We start from the raw sequence: 18,009 nt of genomic DNA on the forward strand, positions 1-18,009 counted from the left end.
TCCTATTTATCATAAAAAACACATCAAAGGAGAAGAATGACTTATGAAAAAAATACTAGTATTTTTATCTGTTCTATTAATATTATTCCTGGCTGCCTGTGGAGGAGATTCCGAGAATGACACCACGGAAAATGGCGCAGCTGATGATGCGGATACAACCGAAGATGAGGCAACTGAAGAAACAGAACCTGTGGAAATTACCATAGGCGCCTCCAGTACACCACATGCAGAAATCCTTGAAGAAGCGCAACCCCTGCTTGAAGAAGAAGGTATTACATTAAATATTGAAGAGTATCAGGATTATGTCTTTCCAAATGATGACTTGGCAAGTGGAGAACTGGATGCAAACTATTTTCAGCATATCCCCTATTTAGAACAGACGGTTAGTGATACAGGGTATGAATTGGATTATATTGATGGCATTCATGTTGAGCCGATGGGTGTTTATTCCCAGGGAATAGCAAGTGTGGATGAGATTCCAGACGGGGCAGAGGTAATTATTAGTAATTCTGTAGCAGACCACGGTCGTATTTTGGCATTATTTGAGTCAGAAGGTCTGATTACACTTCCGGAAGGCACTGATCCTGAGGAACTTTCTCTGGATGATATTGAAGACAATCCGCATAATCTGACTTTTTCACCGGATGTAGATCCTGCATTACTGCCTGAGCAATATTTTGCCGAAGAAGATGCGCTGGTAGCCATCAATACTAACTATGCGATTGATGCCGACCTTAATCCGCTTGAGGACGCATTGTTTATTGAAGGGGAAGATTCTCCATATGTGAATGTGATTGGTGTGCGTGCTGAGGACTTGGAGGATGAGACTTTGAATAAGCTGGTGGAAGTATTGCAATCAGAGGAAATCCAGAATTTTATTTTGGAAAACTATGATGGAGCAGTTGTTCCGGTTGGAGGAAACAACTAATCAGTGGTGGATTATTTCTCTGCAAATTGAAAGCATGGTATATTATACGCGAGAAATTAGCCAAATGTTTATGAATGACTATAACAATAAATGTCACAATCAATAATATGTTGTGTAATCGTATGAGATACGTTTAAATCTACATTGTAGAGGGAATCGTCCTTGTGATAACCTTGTTATGGACAGAAAACGAAAGGATGGTTCACTATTCATAGTGGCATACGCGTGAATCACACGCAGGAAATGGAAAAGGCAATGCAGCAGTCCCATAAAATGGGGTTTGCAGAGTATGAAAGAAAGCTGGATAAACGCCTTGATGTGGAGAAAAGAAGAGAAAAAGAATATGAAGCATGTAAGCATTTAACTACGGATATTGATAGTCAAATTCAAAGATAATCTAAAAAAACTGATGCTCCCGGGTGGGCATCAGTTTTTTTTGCATCTGAAAAGAGTTAATGAAAAAGAATGCAGCTTATATCATCATATTGATTATTGGGCTTGCAATAGGAATATATATTTTTACATATTATTTTTCAGACTGGGATCTTACCGGAAGTGTAACGGAAACCTATTATAATGAATCAAGTTATATGATTGAAGTTAATTAGATGACACCTGTCAAATAATAAAATGTTTTAACTTTGATTAAAATACGGTATATTATAAGTAGAAGTAAATATAATAATGACAAGATCGTCAGCGCTAATACGCTAACGATCCACAAAAATAGCTTGATTTCCTGCAAGGGGATTGGCGTTTGGCAAAAATAATCCACCAGAGTCTTCAACTCAGGGGTGGATTATTTTTTTGATGAAATGACCGTACGGTTACGATCAAGCTGGAAAAAGCAATCATCAATATTAGCGTTTGAAATACTGTCATCGACACCACCTCCTTTTATACGGAGGTGATGCCAACCCATCCATGAGAGCTACTGTTCTTTTATTATACTATATGAATATAAAACTGACTTCCATATTTAATACAGACCCAAGCTTACCATTAGCATCAGTATATTTATCTAATGCGATCCTCCGTATCCGCATCAAAGAAATGCGCGTTTGTCATGTCAAAGGCCAGGTTCACTTGCTTGCCTCCTGAAACGTCGGTGCGGGAATCAACCCGGGCTACAAAATCCTGCTCATCTATTTTAGAATAGAGGTAGGATTCCGCTCCCATTAATTCTGCCACATCAATGGTTGCGGTGACGGTTGAACCAGGATTCGCTTCGAGAAATTCAGTATCATCATGGATATCCTCAGGCCGGACACCTAAAATAAGATCTTTCCCTTCGTAATTCTGATCCTTCAATAACTTCAATTTGTCTTCTGGAACTTTAATTTTTACGTTCCCCAGATCAAACAGACCATCTGTTAGTTTACCTGAGAAAAAGTTCATGGAAGGAGATCCGATAAATCCGCCGACAAATACATTTTCCGGCGCATCATATACTTCTTTCGGCGCACCAACCTGCTGGATAATGCCGTCTTTCATCACGACAAGTCTGGTGGCCATCGTCATTGCTTCCGTCTGGTCATGGGTTACATAGATCGTTGTTGTCTGCAGGCGCTGGTGAAGCTTTTGAATCTCTGCACGCATCTGTACCCGTAATTTGGCATCCAGGTTGGACAATGGTTCATCCATTAAAAATACTTTTGCATCGCGCACGATGGCTCTTCCCAAAGCAACACGCTGGCGCTGCCCGCCGGAAAGCGCTTTTGGTTTACGGTCCAGGTATTCTTTTAATCCTAAAATTTCCGCTGCATTATCCACCCGTTCTTTAATCTCGTCTTTTTTAAATTTACGGAGCTTGAGACCAAAAGCCATATTATCATAGACATTCATGTGCGGATATAACGCATAATTTTGAAAAACCATTGCGATATCCCGGTCTTTCGGCGCCACCTGGTTCATTTTTTTATCATCAATATAAAATTCACCTTCTGTAATTTCCTCCAGACCGGCAATCATTCTTAGTGTGGTCGATTTACCGCAACCGGATGGACCGACAAATACAATAAATTCCTTGTCCTTAATATGTAAATTGAAATCATCCACTGCCAGTACATCTTTGTCATACACTTTCTTAATATTTTCCAATCGTAATTCAGCCATTCTTTTCCCCCATCTCTATACATGTTACGTTCATTGTATAGAAACGAGGAATCTATGAAAATGGTAAACATGCACAAAGCTGATGTTATTCTTTGTGCATGTTGGCGAGTAATGCTAAATATACGGTGAAAGCCTGATGGAATTCGCGGACATCCATGCCGGTTTTTTCCTGGAATTTGTCCAGTCTGTACTGGAGGGTGTTCCGGTGCATATATAATTCTTTTGCTGTTAGTGTGATGTTTAAATTGCAGCCTATGAAGGTTTGCAGCATATGGAGAAAATCTTCCTCATCTGCAAATTCCTTTAATATTGTAGATGCCAGTAATTGTTTAAAACTGCCTTCCGTCTGATCCATTAACATAAAAGGAACAGCTTCCGCATAGGTTATTACAGACTTACTTGTATAAGCGAAGACACTTTTTGCCCCCTGAATGATGGAAGTATAGTAATCTTTTACGTTGTATAAATCATCCATATAGGCACCGACATAGAAATGAATCGCACCATTCAAATCACTCATTAAAATATCAATAATCTGTTCATAGGAAATTCTTTCGTCCGGCTGTAATTTTAACTCGTCCACCATTATTCCTTCATGCTCATTTTCCCAAAGAATCGGAACAGGTTCGGCAAATAATTCATGAATAGCTGCTTTAAAAGCAGGAGCGGGGATCTGGTTTTTCTTAATTGAAAAATAAACAAACCGGAATGGAGTTTGCTTAGTGTCGCCGGCAATATTTCCGCCTGAATCATCATGCAGCAGGTCAAGCCAATACTTTTCTGCTTTTGTGGGAATCGGCATTTTGTTGTTATATGGCGATAAAAAAGCAGTAAGCAGTTTCATATCTTTTGGTGTTAATTCATTTTTTTGTATTCCGATAATCTCCCCGTTGTCTGTAACAAACCATTGATAGGCATCAGATATGTCCGGTGATTTTTCATGATAACGTATCAGGGAGGGAAAAATTTTTTTCAGATGAATCATCATAATTGGCAGCTCCATTTCTTTAAACGTACTGAAAAAAGAGAAAATATTGCCTTTCCCTTCTTGCTATACATGGCATCCTCAGTTTGTTATAGTTGATGGGTAATAAAAGTTGTAATTTAGAGGAGGATTTTATATATGCCTAATATGTATGATAGTGCATATGATTTGGAAAAAGCAATCCGTGAGAGTGATGAATTTCATAATTTGAAAACCGCTTTCGAAGCAGTAATGAATGATCCGCAGGCAAAGCAGATGTTTGATCGTTTCCGTCATGTTCAAATGGAACTGCAGGAAAAACAAATGCAGGGTGAAGATATTTCAGAGGAAGAAGTGGATCAGGCCAGGCAGGTTGTGGAACTGGTTCAGCAGCATGAAGATATTTCCAAGCTGATGGAAGAAGAACAGCGTTTGAACATGGTCATTAACGATATAAGCCGTATTATCACGAAACCACTGGAAGAATTGTACGGAACAGACGAACAGACATCTGAATAGTTTTTACATAGAGACTCGCAGGCATAGGACTGCGGGTTTTATTGATTCCGGGATTTTTTACGGTCTCTAAGATATATATATATATAATTGCAACGAAACACTTGTTTGTGTTTATTGATTTTGATATATTCTAACTAGAAATACTCCCCGTTTAGTCCTCACAATAAAACAAGGAAGTGTTAAAATGGAATTGGTTACCCCGTACTATCAAAGAGCCTCTAATTACACTGCAATGATTTCAGTAAAGGAAAACCGAAATGAATATCTTAAAGGAAAACCCAGGCTAAGATTACTAAAACGCATCTCCCTTAAGAAGCTCATGGATCTCAAAGTGGATTATGCGTTCAAACAGTTTTTTGGCAATGAGAAGAATAAAGATATTACCGTAGTTTTTCTGAATGCAATTTTACAGAAAACGGAAAGAAACCGGATTAAAGATATTTTATTTGAGAATGTAGAATTTGGCAGAGAATATGTGGATGATAAACAGTCAAGGTTGGACCTATTGGTAAAGACAGAAGACGATAAACTGGTTAATGTGGAAATTCAGTTCACAAATCAATATAATATGGTTAAACGATCTCTTTATTACTGGTCCAAGGTATATACAGAACCGCTGCAAAAAGGAATGGGATACACAGAATTGCGACCGATAATTGCAATTAATATTCTGAACTTCGATTTGTTTGAGCAAACAGAACGATTCCATACTTCCTATCATTTGTATGAAGATGAAGAGCAATTCAAATTGACAAATGTAATGGAGTTTCATTTCCTTGAAATGGGAAAGTTAATAAAGCACTGGAAAGAGGATAGATTGGATCCATGGAATAATGCACTTGCAAAATGGCTCTTGCTGCTTGGTATGGTAGATTCGAGAAATGGGAAGGTCTACGAGGATATTTATCAAGAATTGGAAGAGATCGCTTTGGAAGATGAATCATTAAGGGATGTCTTTCAAAACTGGGAGGAATTGAGCATGGAACAGGAACAACGGCAATATTATGATGCCAGGTTAAGACGTATTATGGATGAAGAAGCAGCAAAGCGTGAAGCTGAATTGCGAATACAGGAAGCAGAAAGAAAAGCAGAGCAACAAAAGGCAGAAAGCATTGCCCGTCGGCTGTTGGAAAAAGGCATGGAGATTGAAAACGTTGCAGATTCCACCGGACTGGCAAAGCAGAAAGTTGTTGATATGCAACGGGATATGCAGAAGTAACCCCTGTATCAAATATATGAAGAAGGAGCATGCTCAACTGGGAGTATGCTCCTTCTTCATATATCCAAGTAATGTATGATTTGATCTGATTGATAACTGCCTCTAAAGTGGACCAGAGAAACTTTAAATATTAAGTTCTAAGCAGGATTTCTTCATTAAATGTCGAAATATGTTAGGAGCGATATTTTACAAGGGGGATCAGCAATGAGTTTGGTTTCGTTTAATAGACAAAATAATATTTCGTACATTCATTTCAACCGTCCGGAACGGTATAATGCATTAAATAAAGAAATGCTGGTGGACTTACTGAAAGCGGTTGAAGAAGCTGAAAAAAGCGAGGATAAGATTTTAATCCTTTCCGGTGAAGGAAATGCCTTTTGTGCAGGCGGGGACATTTCCATGATGAAGGATTTTTCCGAGAAGAAATTTTTTGATGAAGTCATGGATACCATTGGTAAAATTGCCTTAAAGTTATACATGATGCCCAAAATTGTTGTTTCGGCAATCCAGGGTTCAGCTGTGGGACTTGGTCTCAGTCTGGCACTAAGTGCAGATTACGTTATTGCACAAAATGACGCCAAGCTCGGCATGTTGTTTATCGGCATTGGACTCGGACCGGATGGAGGCGGCCATTTCTGGCTGCAGGAAAGAATCGGCACACAGAAAGCGAAAGAATTCACATGGGGTTTGAAACAGGTAAAAGGTATAAAAGCCAAACAAATGGGTCTTGTGGACATGACCACGGATGAAAAAGTAGGCGATTATGCAAAAGGATTTGCCGATAAGCTGCTGACTACACCAATAATAGCAATGCTGAAAACAAAGCAAATCTATCATGCTGCAAAAGAAAAAGATTTAATTTACTACCTGGAAGAAGAGAAAAAGGCCCAGTGGGAGCTTCGCGGTACGGAAGATCATAAGGAAGGTGTGGCGGCTTTTCTTGAGAAACGGAAGCCGGTGTTTAGAGGGAAGTAGTATAGGAAAGCATTAGTCTGTTTTAAAATGAACAACACCGATGGAGAAATTATCTTTTTCATCGGTGCTGTTTTTTATTAACTTGACCTGTACATTGTTGACGGAAGCCGCCTCTAAACAAGTCATGATTATCCCCAAACTTTTTTATTCGACTCCCGTTTGTACCTTCCAATCACCATCTGTTTTTCCACGTTCAAAAAGTGTGATAAAATAGTAGTAACTGTAACTAATTTTTGAGGTGGTAATGTGTATAAGTATGATGTACCTCTAAAGAAATTTATTGTGCTCTTTTTCATGTGCTCTTTTATTCTTATTTCCCTCAATATTTATGAAACTAGTGTTAATCAAAACAAATATGAAAATTTCATCATTCAACTCGATACAGAATTAAACAATGTGCAAGTTCGAATGAATCAAGCTCTTTCTGTAAATTCAACGCGACACGGAGATGTACATGCATATCTTAATCATATTGACACGATCTTTAATAGGTTAGAGGTGCTATTTTATTCTGCACATCACTTTTTGTCAGAGGATATTAAATTTGTAACTTATTTTTCTACACAACATTTCGGCACTTATGCAAAAGATGGTAGTTTAACGGAAGAAGAAGAAGAGTATTTAATACTTTTAAAAGAGCAACTTTCATATCTTCAGAGTGTTTTATTTGAGGATCATTCTAGTATGAAAAACCCTATTTCGATAGAAGAGTTAAATGGATTTTTTGAAAGTCCACCTCAATTCAGTGACCTGTAAATGCAGGATCTATTTTAGGTTCATCTATTGCAGTTCCATCTGTTACATCTCAAGTATAAAGGCCAAAATTAAAAAAAGTAATAAAATACTAAGTTGTAAAGGTGGTAAATATGAATCGAAAAACGAAAATATTTATAAAATCTTTATTATTTTTATTCCTGTACTATAAATTGTTGCTTGTCAAGATAATCAACGTTCTGAACAAAAGGTAAATAAAGCTTATAGCCATACAGAACAAGAACTAATTGAAAGGATGGTTCCGTCAAGAAGTATGTGTAAATTTTAATAGGGTATTCCACAGAATTGGTGGGGGAGCAGACATCATCCCCCGGGTACCCGGGGGATGATGTCTGAAAATTCTCCCGGTTACACTTTGCTTGTTTTTCCATATCTTGCTTCAAACATGTCTTGAAGCGGTTGATAAGCACTCGCAAAGCCTCGCAGTTTCCGTTCTGCCCATTTTTGATTGTAGTCAATGGATTGGAGATAAACCACTTTCTCTGCCGCCTTTTCGCTGGGCAGGCTGTTCATCGTCTTGGTACGTTTTTTGATTTCCTTCATCGTTCGCTCAATGATGTTTGTCGTGTAGATCATGCGCTGGATGGATGACGGGTAATTTAAAAACGTCAGAAGCACATCTAAGTCTTTCTCCCACGATTTGACGATTTTAGGATGCTTAGCCTCCCAAGCATGTTTAAAAGTCTGGAATTGCTTTTTGGCTTCTTCTCTTGTACTTGCCTCGTAAATGGGCTTTAGATCCTCGGCAACGGCCGTTTGGTCTTTTTTGCGCACGGCATTTATGGCATTTCGGATTTTGTGAACGACACAGCGTTGCACATCAGCCTTTGGATAAACTTCTTTCATTGCGTCTTCTAAACCAGGCAGGCCGTCAAATACACCAAGCAGCACTTCCTCGGCACCACGCTTGTAAAGGTCAAGAAGGATTTCTTTCCAACCGAGTGAACTTTCTTGGCCGCCGACATAGAAACCGAGAATCTCGCGATAACCATCTTCGGTGATGCCAATGACCAGGTAGACGACTTCGTTATCAACGTCATCGCGACGCAGCTTGAGATAGGTTCCATCAAGATAAAGAACCGAATAGCGTTTCTGCAGCTTGCGCTCTTGCCATGATTCGATATTTTCCAGTGTGACATCCGTTATATTGCTTACCGTTGTTGCCGAATAAGCAGAACCCAACATGTGCTCGATCATTTGACCGATTTCACGGGTGCTGATGCCTTTCTGGTACATTCTCGTGACCGTTTCTCCAACCCATTGGTCACGGCGCTGGTAAGGATCAAACAACTCCGTCTTAAATTCACCGTTGCGATCACGCGGAACAGCAAGGTCATCGATATGACCGTGCTTGGTGTCGAGAGTGCGTGTGTAGTACCCGTTTTTCACCTGTTTCAGTTCAGGGTGCTCCACCTTAAAAAACTGTTCCATTTCTTCTTTCATAATGGTTTCCAGGTGCTCTTTGACAAAGTCACGAACAAGTGTGTCAAGTTGATTCATAAAGTCATTATTGGTTATACTATGAGACATGGTAGGGTTTCTCCTCTCTTAGAATTTTAGCCAATTCCGAGGGTACCCTACCTCGTTTTTTGTCTCAAATAATTTACACAAACTATTTTACGTCATCGAAAGGATTACAAACGAAGTAAGCCAAAAGAATAATGTTGAACAAATACACATATCAGAAGTCCTGTTTAATGACAGTGAAGCATTTGCTGTGTTTTCATTTAACGATAAAGGTGGTCTACATCAAGGAATTGCTTATTCATCAATGCTTGAAGATGAATGGGAAGTTCTTGAGATTGATCTAGCTACAGTGGATACTGATGTTCCTTTTACTAAGCACAATCTGGCGGTTGTTTCTAGAGATGATGTTGAGCAACACTTTATGATAACAGCTGGTTACATTAACAATAAAGAAATTGCTGAAATTAGAATTAACTATGATAATAACATACAAAAAATAATGAAATTAGGTGACAATCAAACATTATTCATTGATTACGAGGTTGGAAACGAAACCTCCGTACAAGAGTGTAACTGCTAAACTATAATAGACCATTTCTGCTAGATAAGAATGGACACTTTTTTGGGGGAGTATTTGCATTTGAGAGATGCTGCCCCGGGGAGGGGCAGCATCTCTCAAATGCATCGCGGCGGCCGTTGCCCAATAAAAATTCGCTTCATTAGGATATAATCATTTATGTTGATTATATGTAATGGGGGAAAGAGAAAAGGTGGAAATTCTAGAAATGTACATGAAGATCAAGCAATTAAAAGAACAGGGATTTAAGATACGGCGAATTGCCAGAAAGCTTGGAGTATCAAGGACAACAGTGTATAAATACCTGGAGAAGTCACCGGAGGAAATTACGGAGTGGATGGCATCCACCAAAACGCGAGCCAGGAAATTGGATCCATATGAAATGCTCATTCACACGTGGCTTAGTGAACATCCTGACCTATCGGCATCACAGATCCATGACTGGCTGAAGGAGAGATTTCCCAAGTTAGTCGTTGGAGACAGCACAGTGAGAAGTTATGTCAAAGACCTTAGAAATAAGTATGATATTCCTAAAACAGAGCCTAAACGTGTCTATCAAGCTATTCCTGATCCGCCAATGGGCGAACAGGCGCAAGTTGATTTTGGGGAAACAAAACAGAAAACGTCTCAAGGAAAGGTAATCAAGCTATACTTTATCAGTTTCGTGCTTTCGCACTCCAGATATAAATATGTAGAGTGGTTGGACAGGCCATTTACCACAAAAGATGTGATTCAAGCGCATGAACATGTATTTCAGTATTATGGCGGCATCCCCTATGAACTTGTCTATGACCAGGATTCCCTGCTCGTGGTGAGTGAGAATGCAGGTGATTTAATACTGACAAGTGAGTTCCAGGCTTACCGCGATGAGCGTAAACTTAAATTTTTTATCTGTAGGAAAGCCGATCCGGAGAGCAAAGGGAGAATTGAAAATGTGGTTGGCTTTGTAAAGAAAAACTTCGCCAGAAACCGAGTATTTCAACACATAGACAAATGGAATGATGATTGCTTAGCATGGCTGGAGAGAACAGGAAATGGGAACGTGCATAATACAACAAAAAAGAGACCGGCTGAAGTGTTCAAATTAGAGAAGCAACACCTCAGACCAGTCACCAAAGAAATTCATATAACAAGTATTGCCTCAAGTATAACAAGAACGGTGCGAAAGGACAATACGATTATGTATGAATCCAATCGCTACTCGGTTCCTCTTGGTACCTATGAAAAAAATAAAGTGGTCATTATCGAGGTAACAGATGGAAACCGTTTAGTTATACGAGAGCAATCGGATGGGCCGATTATTGCAGATCATCTCATTTCTACTGAAAAAGGGAAACTTATACAGGCTACCCAACATATGCGGGATCGTTCCAAAGGCATTCCAGCTTATATTGCCACTGTTTCCGAAGGGTTTGAGGATAAGGAAACAGCCACGGCTTTCCTGGAGGAGATTCATCAAAGATATCCGCGTTATGTGAGAGATCAGTTAAAGATGGTATTAAAAGCTTCTCAGTCGGTGGATCAAGCCATCCGAAACGAAGCGTTATCAGAATGTGTAAAGCGCGGATTGTACAGCGCAACAGAGTTTCGTGATGTGGTGGCATTCGTTCAGCGGCAGCATCCATCCGATTCCGACCAAACAGCTGCAAGTGAGGAAATCAAAACACTGCATTACGTTGATCCGGCATTATTAAACACAAAGGCAGAGACAAGGGAATTGGATCGTTATCTAAATGTGTTAAAAGAAGGTGTAACGGTATGAAATATTCTCTTGAACAGTTACAACAACAACTTCGTTCTTTAAGGCTATCAGAGACGGCAGCACATTTGCCTTCTCTGATTCAGCAAGCTGAATCAGAAGATTGGACATACCGGACTTTCTTACATCATCTAACTGCATATGAACAGAAACGCCGCGAAGAGAAACAAATTGAAAAACGTTTGAAATGGGCAGCATTCCCTACTTACAAAACGATAGAGGCGTTTGAGTTGGATGAACAACAATCCTTAAGCAAGAAACAGCTCCAGCAACTAACCGAGTTTACATGGCTGGACCAGCTGTACAATTTAATTATTTTGGGCCCTCCGGGCGTGGGGAAAACTCACTTGGCAACGGGATTGGGAATAGAAGCAATCCATCAGGGTTATAAGGTTGCCTTCATATCCATGGGTCAACTTATTCATACGTTAAAGACGGAGGAAGTTACAAGAAAGTCCCAGACAAGGATGAAACGCATCCGGGGCGCCAATCTCGTCATCATTGATGACTTAATGTTCATGGCCATGGATACACGGGAAGCAAATCTATTTTTTCACCTGATCAACGACCTTTATGACAAGGCTTCCGTGATATTAACATCAAATAAAGGGCCGAATGAATGGGGAGAATTATTAGGAGATCCCGGACTAACAACAGCCATCCTGGACAGACTTTTACACCGTGCAGAAGTACTTCATTTTCAAAATGATGACAGTTATCGGATGAAACATCGTTCTTCCATTTTTATGGAAAAAAGTGTCCAGAATTAATTAGCAAAAAGTGTCCATTTTCACTTGACGGTTACAAAGAGATATTTGGGTTAAATAAAAAAGGTGATACTATATTTGAGTATTCTCTGTAAATCATTATTTGTAGTTTACATACTTACAAGGTTTTTAAGCCTGTCTAAGGACTAGAAACAGAGGAGTGAATTAATTGCGAGTATTTCTTTTGTTAACGGCTGGGTTTCTTATGAATTCCTTTTTGGTCGGATGTCAATCAAATGAAGAGGAATCAGACCAGGTTTTATATGAAGGGGACTCAGATCATTGGGAGGCTTCAATTTTTGTTGAACTATTGGAAGAAACGGATGAACATTTTGAAAAAGCCACAATCACATTAACGTATCCTGGCGATTATGAAGATGTTGAATCCTATAGTTTTTTTATTGAACGGCCATGGAGTGACAGTGCATTTGGGTCCCCTCAAGAGGTGTTGGAAGAGGAAGAAGTTTCTGTTGAATTGTTTAACCATCGTTTTTATCATGCTTATGAATATGATTACGACGTGGCGATTGACATGGAATGGAAAGATGAATTCGATTCATACGCTGAAAAAGTTATCATGGAAGTAGTTGAGTGAAAAGGTCTTTCAGTAGGTAATGAATTTTTAAAGTGAGAACCTAAAATTCTTCATAGAGAATGTATGGAGTAAACATGAAAAAAATACAGTTTTATTTTGTATAATAATAATTCTTGGTGTGATGGTTGGCTGTTCAGAAAAAACAGAGGCATTTGATGATGAAAATATTATTTTTGAAGTCAATACTAATTCAAACGATGAATTACAATCTAATACAATCAAAATAACAAATGAAACTGGCTATGATTTAGAAAACCTTTCTTTGAAAATAAGCTACCCCTTGGATGTGATAAATTCAAATAACAGTAATGCTGAAAGAGAAACGTTTAAATTTATGGAAGACCTCAAAATTAAATCTACTGAAACAAAAGAATTTTCAATTCCGTTTGTACTCAAAGAGGGTATTGAAGCTGGTGATTTGGAGATTGACTTTGATGGAAGTGTAGTTGAAGAAAATGAAAAAGTACCGTTTAAAATAGCTGGTTCATTAAGTGCTCTTGTTGAACACTCTTAAACTAATTAAAGATAAAGAGAGTTAGTTAAATAATCCGATAATTTAGGGGAGTTCAACTTTTCAACTAATATCAATATCAACATTTTACTTTAATCCTAAATACTCTTAGTACGCTACCACATTTTGAGAACCTATTATAATTTCTGTCTACCATTCAATTCAAAACTTCAGATAAAAAAATCACTAACACCAGCTCAGCGATTAGGACGAACCTCGAAAGAATTTAATTAAAATGAGGTCATCTACTTGGGAGGGGAAAAGAGCTTGGAAATCCAAGCTCTGATTTAATATTACTTGTTCTTCAACTAACACCAGTTAAATTCATTCACAAAAATTTTACTATCCAAGTAACACTCTTAAAAACTAAAAACAATAGTTTCTATCTTTTCCTTATTTTCGCTGACCCAACTAATCTCAAAATCAACCTCTTCATTGATATATATTCGTGATAAAAACCTTTGGTCAGGTAATGTGTCATTGATTGTGTTGATGTCAGATAATTGTTCATAGGGAATCGTTATTTGTGCAATACTGGAGTCTGTTGGGTAAGTAAGTTCTATTGAATGGACAGTATCTGGATTATCCCCCAAGTATTCAAATTCCCAACCAACTTGCTCTTCATTTGCTTCATCAGATGGCTCCGCTTCTTTAATCAGTAAAGTACCTCTCCATGATTCACTTTCTCCTTCCGAATCGTAAACTGTTGGTTCATCACTTGTGCAGGCTGGAATAAAAATCAAAATGAATAGCATACTAAGTATATTTTTCATATAACCCCCCCTTGTATAGTATGTTTTGAACAATATATTCTGTTACTGGATAGTGACTTTGAAGTATCATTACAGGATTTTTATGATTTGGTTTTATCTGATCTGGCTCTTTATTTATGTTTCCTGGGTCAACAGAATCAATAATACTTGATGGAGAGAACGTTACTGGTTTAATATTTTTTTCTTTTATGAGTGAAGCAGCACGGTCAATGTCTATAGCATATTCAAATACGCCAGTGGGGAATGCTGCATATAATGAGAAAGTTTCCTGACCAATTGGATGAATGACTGGATAAGCTTCAACACTTAGAGATTGATTTAAAACCTCTCATATCCCATGGGTATTTTTCCACGTCAACCTCAATGGGATAATTGTTGTCAAGGCATCGTTGGTACACTTTTTCCAATTCATCTACAACGATAATTAGTTCAAAACCATTTCCTTTTTTGTCAGTTTTAACCTTATTGTTAAAGTAATGGTTGTCTTCCAAAGCTGAATCAGACGTCAGTAACAATGAAAAACAATCATAATTGAAACGTGCGCCCCGTTTACCCCTGCCATACAGTTCCAATCCGATAATGTCCTGGTAAAATTTTAAAGATTTTTCGATGTCTTTTACATACAATTCAACCCTGAAAAGAACGCTCATGTTCCTCGCCCCCCTGTATATTTTATAATGAAGTTCTATTTTCCAATTAGAGATTTATTTAATATCTCAGTTTGAGGCAACCTCAGCTCCGTAACTGGATTGTTCGTTCATCTCCTGGATACGTGAATGAAAGCGTTTGAAAGGTATGAAGTTTTATATTTTCTTTCGTAAAGTATAGTACAACCGCAGATTGTTTTTAACTCAATTGTGTAAACTAGCACATTATCTCAGGTCCCTAATTTCAAATTAATACAGTGGAATATCTGAAGTAATGTGCTATTTTTCCCACTTTATTCCAGCTTTGGCAATAAATAATCACTTTATTTCTCTTCTGTTTTTTTATGAAAAAAGGATGCCTCTTAAAGGACATCCTCTTCTTTCAATAAATTTATGGACACTACTCTTACTTTATAAGCCTCAAACTCCCGAAGATTAAAAGCAACATCTTCAGTAAACTCCACAAACCACGAATTGTATTCAGTATAATCTTTTCCTATATTAACTTTCACATAATGATTCTGTATCTTTATTTCTATAGGCAATCCTTCGTACGCTACGTACTCCTCTTGATCAATCCATATTTTCCAGAAACCCATATGAAAAATCATAATACCTTCAACCATCATAAAGCCCTTTCCTCAGCTGCCAGACGGACGATTTCCTCATCAATTTGTTCTTTCTTCTGTTGTGCCCCGTACAAAAGGCAGTTCATTGTTAATGTATTGATGACACGCGGCCAGCCTTGTGATCGCAAAGCGATTGCTTCCAGGGCGGTGGAACTGAAAATCGGCATTCTGGATCCTGCCAGTTCTAAATGGTGCTCTATATACGCATACACATCCTCTTTACTTAATGGTTGAATTTGATACTTCATAATGATTCGTTGAGCCAATGGCCGGTGATGATTCAAATTCAGTCGTGTTTTTAAATGTGGTAGTCCGGCCAATATGAGAATAAATGGATTCGATGAATCCATCTGAAAATTAAAAAGTATTGCCAAATCCTGTAAAAAAGCATCTTTTGCCATATGCATCTCATCCAGTATAAAAACAGGGGTAACTTTACGTTCCTGCGCCATTTGTTCAATTCCTGATTGAATCTGGCGAAACAAATCTACTTTACGAAACTTTGGTTCTTCCCCCAAACCATAAGCGAGTCCCCGGTAAAAATCCATTACACCTCCGGTAGACAATGGAAAATAGACCACATGATATAACGCCGGATTAAGTGACTCCTTAAATGAACGCAGTGTAAATGTTTTCCCGGCACCCGGATCACCAATAATTAAACCAATGCCTTTGGACTTTTGTAAATATGACAACCCGTTTAACGCTTCTTGATAAATAGTGGATTCAAAAGCGTCGGCATGTTTCACATCCTTGAGAAATGGGGTTTTTGCCAGTGAATAAAAGGATTTATACATGAGCCGTTTCCTCCCCTTCATCTTCATCTGTTGTATCCGTGACAGCGAACGGAGATGGTAATGGCCCTCGTTTGACGTGCGCGTTATCTCCCATGGAAACCGGAATAGCTTCAGCCACTTGCTTTCCATCCTCAAATACATAAACTGCTTGATCATCAAGTCGAAGTTCAATCTTTTGCCCAATATATGCAGCGGGAACCTCATATAATTGCTTTTCTAACGTAATCGTTCCATCCAATTTCACTTTTCTCTCTGCTTTTTTTAAAAAAATTGTTTCTAATATGGATAGATCATCTAAAAATGTGATATGATCTAACTGTGAATGAAATATTTGATGGGGTGATTCTCCATCAAGTGAGGCGTGTGGCTTTCGGTGGTAATCCTCCTCCAGCCACCGCCCAAATCTTTTATTTAATTCTTCCAGAGAATGAGCCGGATCACTTTTTAATAACGGATAAAACCGTGTTTGTATTGTTTTGAATAGTCTTTCTATTTTCCCTTTGCTTTTTGGATCGTATGGTTGCGTATGCACCAGTGTGATCCCCAACTCCGCACAGGCATACTGCAGCGTTTCTGATCTATAAATCTTTCCGTTGTCCGCATAAATCATGGTTGGCTTTCCACGTCGCACTAGCGCTTCTTTTGTCACTTCTCTTAATCCATCAAACTTCTCGGAAGAGAAAAATTCGGCATATGGCACGATCCTGGAACAATCATCGATATAGGCGATTAGAAAGGTTTTCTTCATCTTCCCATCGATGGGTATATATGGTCCATGTGACAGGTCTGCCTGCCATAGCACATTGACTTTGTCATAGGCAAAACGCTTCCGTTCTTTTTCCGGGTGAAAGCTCATGTGATTCCTTCCGGCCAGGTTATGTTTTTTGAGTAATCGGTTAATGGTCGAATAGGATACCTCATGTTTATGAACCTCTCCGCGGTTAATCAGCTGTTCGTAAAACACACTGACCGGCATGTGAAAAAATTCTTCTTTTCTTATTTTGAGAATGTGATCCTTATCATCGGGAGAGAGTCGGCGAGAATTCCCGCGATCTGCCCGTCTTTTGGGCTTTAATGCTTCAAACCCATTTCTCCGATAATGAAGAAGCCATTCCTGCATCGTCTTAGCCGCAATTTTTCGTTCCCCGTAGTAAGGAACCTGGTGAACTTTCCCCTCCAATTCCTGAAAATATTCCTTTGGCTCCCTTTGCCCATTGAAAAGCGGGGCAATCAGGCCATAGCGAAATAAAGCAATTTCTTCCCGTGTTTTTTCATTCATGAATTTTTCCTCCTTTGAATAGAAGGACAACCGGTTATCCATTGCTTTTATTCTACCTTTTCCGACAAGAGATTCATAGGCAATATTTATGTGGGACTGATTTTATTTTTTTCAGGCGATAAATATGGTAAAATTAATTTGCCCATAAAATATGATGACAAATGACCCCAGGACCTTCGAAAGAAGGTGGATTCGCCTAAATCCAGGATCATTTTCACGTATTTTTGGGCTTCTTTTTTTATGTCCCGGGAAAACCCTAATTGATGCCCCTCGTCCACAAAAAAACTATGTATCCAAGGTAGCCTTTCTTTAAAACGCTTGAAGTGCTGGGCAAACTGCTGGCGACAACCATCCAATTTCTCCCCATCAATGATACGGTGTATATTATGAATGACCGTATCCAAGGTATGTTGAAAATACGGAATAAGAAACTCAGGAAGAATAGAAATGTTTACCTTACAAGCCAAACATCTCATTCGACATATCGGTATACACTGATCTGCCTCCCTATCAATTCCATAACGAAAATAATATCCGTTACGGTGCAGGTTGCCCTCAGCAATACAATTACAGCCGGGACACCTTTCATACCTTGGGAAATCATTATCTTTCCCCTCTAAAGCATAACCTTTAAGACTTTTTCCAAAATAATGTGGTATCATCATAAAAAACTCCCCCTTATAATATGCAAAAAATTTAGCACATTACTTCAGG

The 18,009-nt window shown here is 38.6% G+C and carries 21 protein-coding genes; 11 read left to right on the forward strand and 10 right to left on the reverse strand.

Annotated features, from left to right (window positions below):
* The first annotated feature begins 43 nt into the window (after window positions 1-43).
* Window positions 44-928: a MetQ/NlpA family ABC transporter substrate-binding protein gene (locus ACZ42C_RS00885; protein WP_461182893.1), complete on the forward strand. Its 885-nt coding sequence runs from the start codon at window positions 44-46 to the stop codon at window positions 926-928.
* Between the two features lie 225 nt (window positions 929-1,153).
* Window positions 1,154-1,324, forward strand: coding sequence for a hypothetical protein (locus tag ACZ42C_RS00890; RefSeq protein WP_461182892.1), 171 nt, complete (start codon window positions 1,154-1,156; stop codon window positions 1,322-1,324).
* Window positions 1,325-1,711: 387 nt separating this feature from the next.
* Here ACZ42C_RS00890 and ACZ42C_RS00895 read toward each other — a convergent pair whose 3' ends face one another.
* From ACZ42C_RS00895 to ACZ42C_RS00905, 3 genes are all read right to left on the reverse strand, one after another.
* Window positions 1,712-1,810: a putative holin-like toxin gene (locus ACZ42C_RS00895; RefSeq protein WP_461182890.1), complete on the reverse strand. Its 99-nt coding sequence runs from the start codon at window positions 1,808-1,810 to the stop codon at window positions 1,712-1,714.
* Between the two features lie 135 nt (window positions 1,811-1,945).
* The gene (locus ACZ42C_RS00900; RefSeq protein ID WP_461182889.1) at window positions 1,946-3,043 is read right to left on the reverse strand and encodes an ABC transporter ATP-binding protein; all 1,098 of its coding nucleotides are present in this window, start codon (window positions 3,041-3,043) and stop codon (window positions 1,946-1,948) included.
* An 85-nt stretch (window positions 3,044-3,128) separates the two neighbouring features.
* The gene (locus tag ACZ42C_RS00905; protein WP_461182888.1) at window positions 3,129-4,031 is read right to left on the reverse strand and encodes a PucR family transcriptional regulator; all 903 of its coding nucleotides are present in this window, start codon (window positions 4,029-4,031) and stop codon (window positions 3,129-3,131) included.
* 135 nt (window positions 4,032-4,166) lie between these two features.
* On the opposite strand from ACZ42C_RS00905, the gene ACZ42C_RS00910 reads away from it, so the two are divergent.
* From ACZ42C_RS00910 to ACZ42C_RS00925, 4 genes are all read left to right on the forward strand, one after another.
* Window positions 4,167-4,526 (forward strand): YlbF/YmcA family competence regulator, encoded by a 360-nt coding sequence (locus ACZ42C_RS00910; protein ID WP_461182887.1) that lies wholly within the window; start codon window positions 4,167-4,169, stop codon window positions 4,524-4,526.
* Between the two features lie 184 nt (window positions 4,527-4,710).
* Complete coding sequence (locus ACZ42C_RS00915) at window positions 4,711-5,745, forward strand: Rpn family recombination-promoting nuclease/putative transposase (protein ID WP_461182886.1); 1,035 nt, start codon at window positions 4,711-4,713, stop codon at window positions 5,743-5,745.
* A gap of 204 nt (window positions 5,746-5,949) precedes the next feature.
* Entirely contained in the window at window positions 5,950-6,720 is a 771-nt protein-coding gene (locus ACZ42C_RS00920; protein ID WP_461182885.1) for an enoyl-CoA hydratase, read from the forward strand.
* Between the two features lie 246 nt (window positions 6,721-6,966).
* Complete coding sequence (locus ACZ42C_RS00925) at window positions 6,967-7,476, forward strand: hypothetical protein (RefSeq protein WP_461182884.1); 510 nt, start codon at window positions 6,967-6,969, stop codon at window positions 7,474-7,476.
* A 366-nt stretch (window positions 7,477-7,842) separates the two neighbouring features.
* Here the strand turns inward: ACZ42C_RS00925 and ACZ42C_RS00930 are convergent, their stop codons facing one another.
* A complete protein-coding gene (locus ACZ42C_RS00930) occupies window positions 7,843-9,024 on the reverse strand; it encodes an IS256 family transposase (protein WP_464891313.1) in 1,182 nt (393 codons plus the stop codon).
* A gap of 187 nt (window positions 9,025-9,211) precedes the next feature.
* On the opposite strand from ACZ42C_RS00930, the gene ACZ42C_RS00935 reads away from it, so the two are divergent.
* The 5 genes from ACZ42C_RS00935 (at window position 9,212) to ACZ42C_RS00955 (ending at window position 13,173) form a co-directional block, all read left to right on the forward strand.
* Complete coding sequence (locus ACZ42C_RS00935) at window positions 9,212-9,541, forward strand: hypothetical protein (protein WP_461183839.1); 330 nt, start codon at window positions 9,212-9,214, stop codon at window positions 9,539-9,541.
* 172 nt (window positions 9,542-9,713) lie between these two features.
* Complete coding sequence (istA, locus tag ACZ42C_RS00940) at window positions 9,714-11,300, forward strand: IS21 family transposase (RefSeq protein ID WP_464891314.1); 1,587 nt, start codon at window positions 9,714-9,716, stop codon at window positions 11,298-11,300.
* Window positions 11,297-12,067, forward strand: a complete 771-nt coding sequence (istB, locus tag ACZ42C_RS00945; protein ID WP_441163746.1) for an IS21-like element helper ATPase IstB — start codon at window positions 11,297-11,299, stop codon at window positions 12,065-12,067. Before istA ends, istB begins: the two co-directional genes overlap by 4 nt.
* 166 nt (window positions 12,068-12,233) lie before the next feature.
* Window positions 12,234-12,659: a hypothetical protein gene (locus ACZ42C_RS00950; RefSeq protein ID WP_461183794.1), complete on the forward strand. Its 426-nt coding sequence runs from the start codon at window positions 12,234-12,236 to the stop codon at window positions 12,657-12,659.
* 121 nt (window positions 12,660-12,780) lie between these two features.
* Complete coding sequence (locus tag ACZ42C_RS00955; protein WP_461183793.1) at window positions 12,781-13,173, forward strand: hypothetical protein; 393 nt, start codon at window positions 12,781-12,783, stop codon at window positions 13,171-13,173.
* A gap of 356 nt (window positions 13,174-13,529) precedes the next feature.
* Here ACZ42C_RS00955 and ACZ42C_RS00960 read toward each other — a convergent pair whose 3' ends face one another.
* The 6 genes from ACZ42C_RS00960 to ACZ42C_RS00985 form a co-directional block, all read right to left on the reverse strand.
* The gene (locus ACZ42C_RS00960) at window positions 13,530-13,943 is read right to left on the reverse strand and encodes a hypothetical protein (RefSeq protein WP_461183792.1); all 414 of its coding nucleotides are present in this window, start codon (window positions 13,941-13,943) and stop codon (window positions 13,530-13,532) included.
* A gap of 299 nt (window positions 13,944-14,242) precedes the next feature.
* Window positions 14,243-14,593 carry a VOC family protein gene (locus ACZ42C_RS00965; RefSeq protein ID WP_461183791.1) on the reverse strand — a complete coding sequence of 117 codons (351 nt, stop codon included), beginning with the start codon at window positions 14,591-14,593 and terminating at the stop codon, window positions 14,243-14,245.
* A gap of 359 nt (window positions 14,594-14,952) precedes the next feature.
* Window positions 14,953-15,219 carry a hypothetical protein gene (locus ACZ42C_RS00970; RefSeq protein WP_461183787.1) on the reverse strand — a complete coding sequence of 89 codons (267 nt, stop codon included), beginning with the start codon at window positions 15,217-15,219 and terminating at the stop codon, window positions 14,953-14,955.
* Complete coding sequence (locus ACZ42C_RS00975) at window positions 15,216-16,016, reverse strand: ExeA family protein (RefSeq protein ID WP_461183788.1); 801 nt, start codon at window positions 16,014-16,016, stop codon at window positions 15,216-15,218. The genes ACZ42C_RS00970 and ACZ42C_RS00975 overlap by 4 nt, the downstream gene beginning before the upstream one ends.
* Window positions 16,009-17,295, reverse strand: a complete 1,287-nt coding sequence (locus tag ACZ42C_RS00980; RefSeq protein WP_461183789.1) for a DDE-type integrase/transposase/recombinase — start codon at window positions 17,293-17,295, stop codon at window positions 16,009-16,011. Before ACZ42C_RS00980 ends, ACZ42C_RS00975 begins: the two co-directional genes overlap by 8 nt.
* Window positions 17,296-17,381: 86 nt before the next feature.
* Entirely contained in the window at window positions 17,382-17,960 is a 579-nt protein-coding gene (locus ACZ42C_RS00985) for a hypothetical protein (protein WP_464891285.1), read from the reverse strand.
* Between the last annotated feature and the right edge of the window lie 49 nt (window positions 17,961-18,009).

It is taken from the genome of Virgibacillus kimchii, from assembly GCF_055379185.1.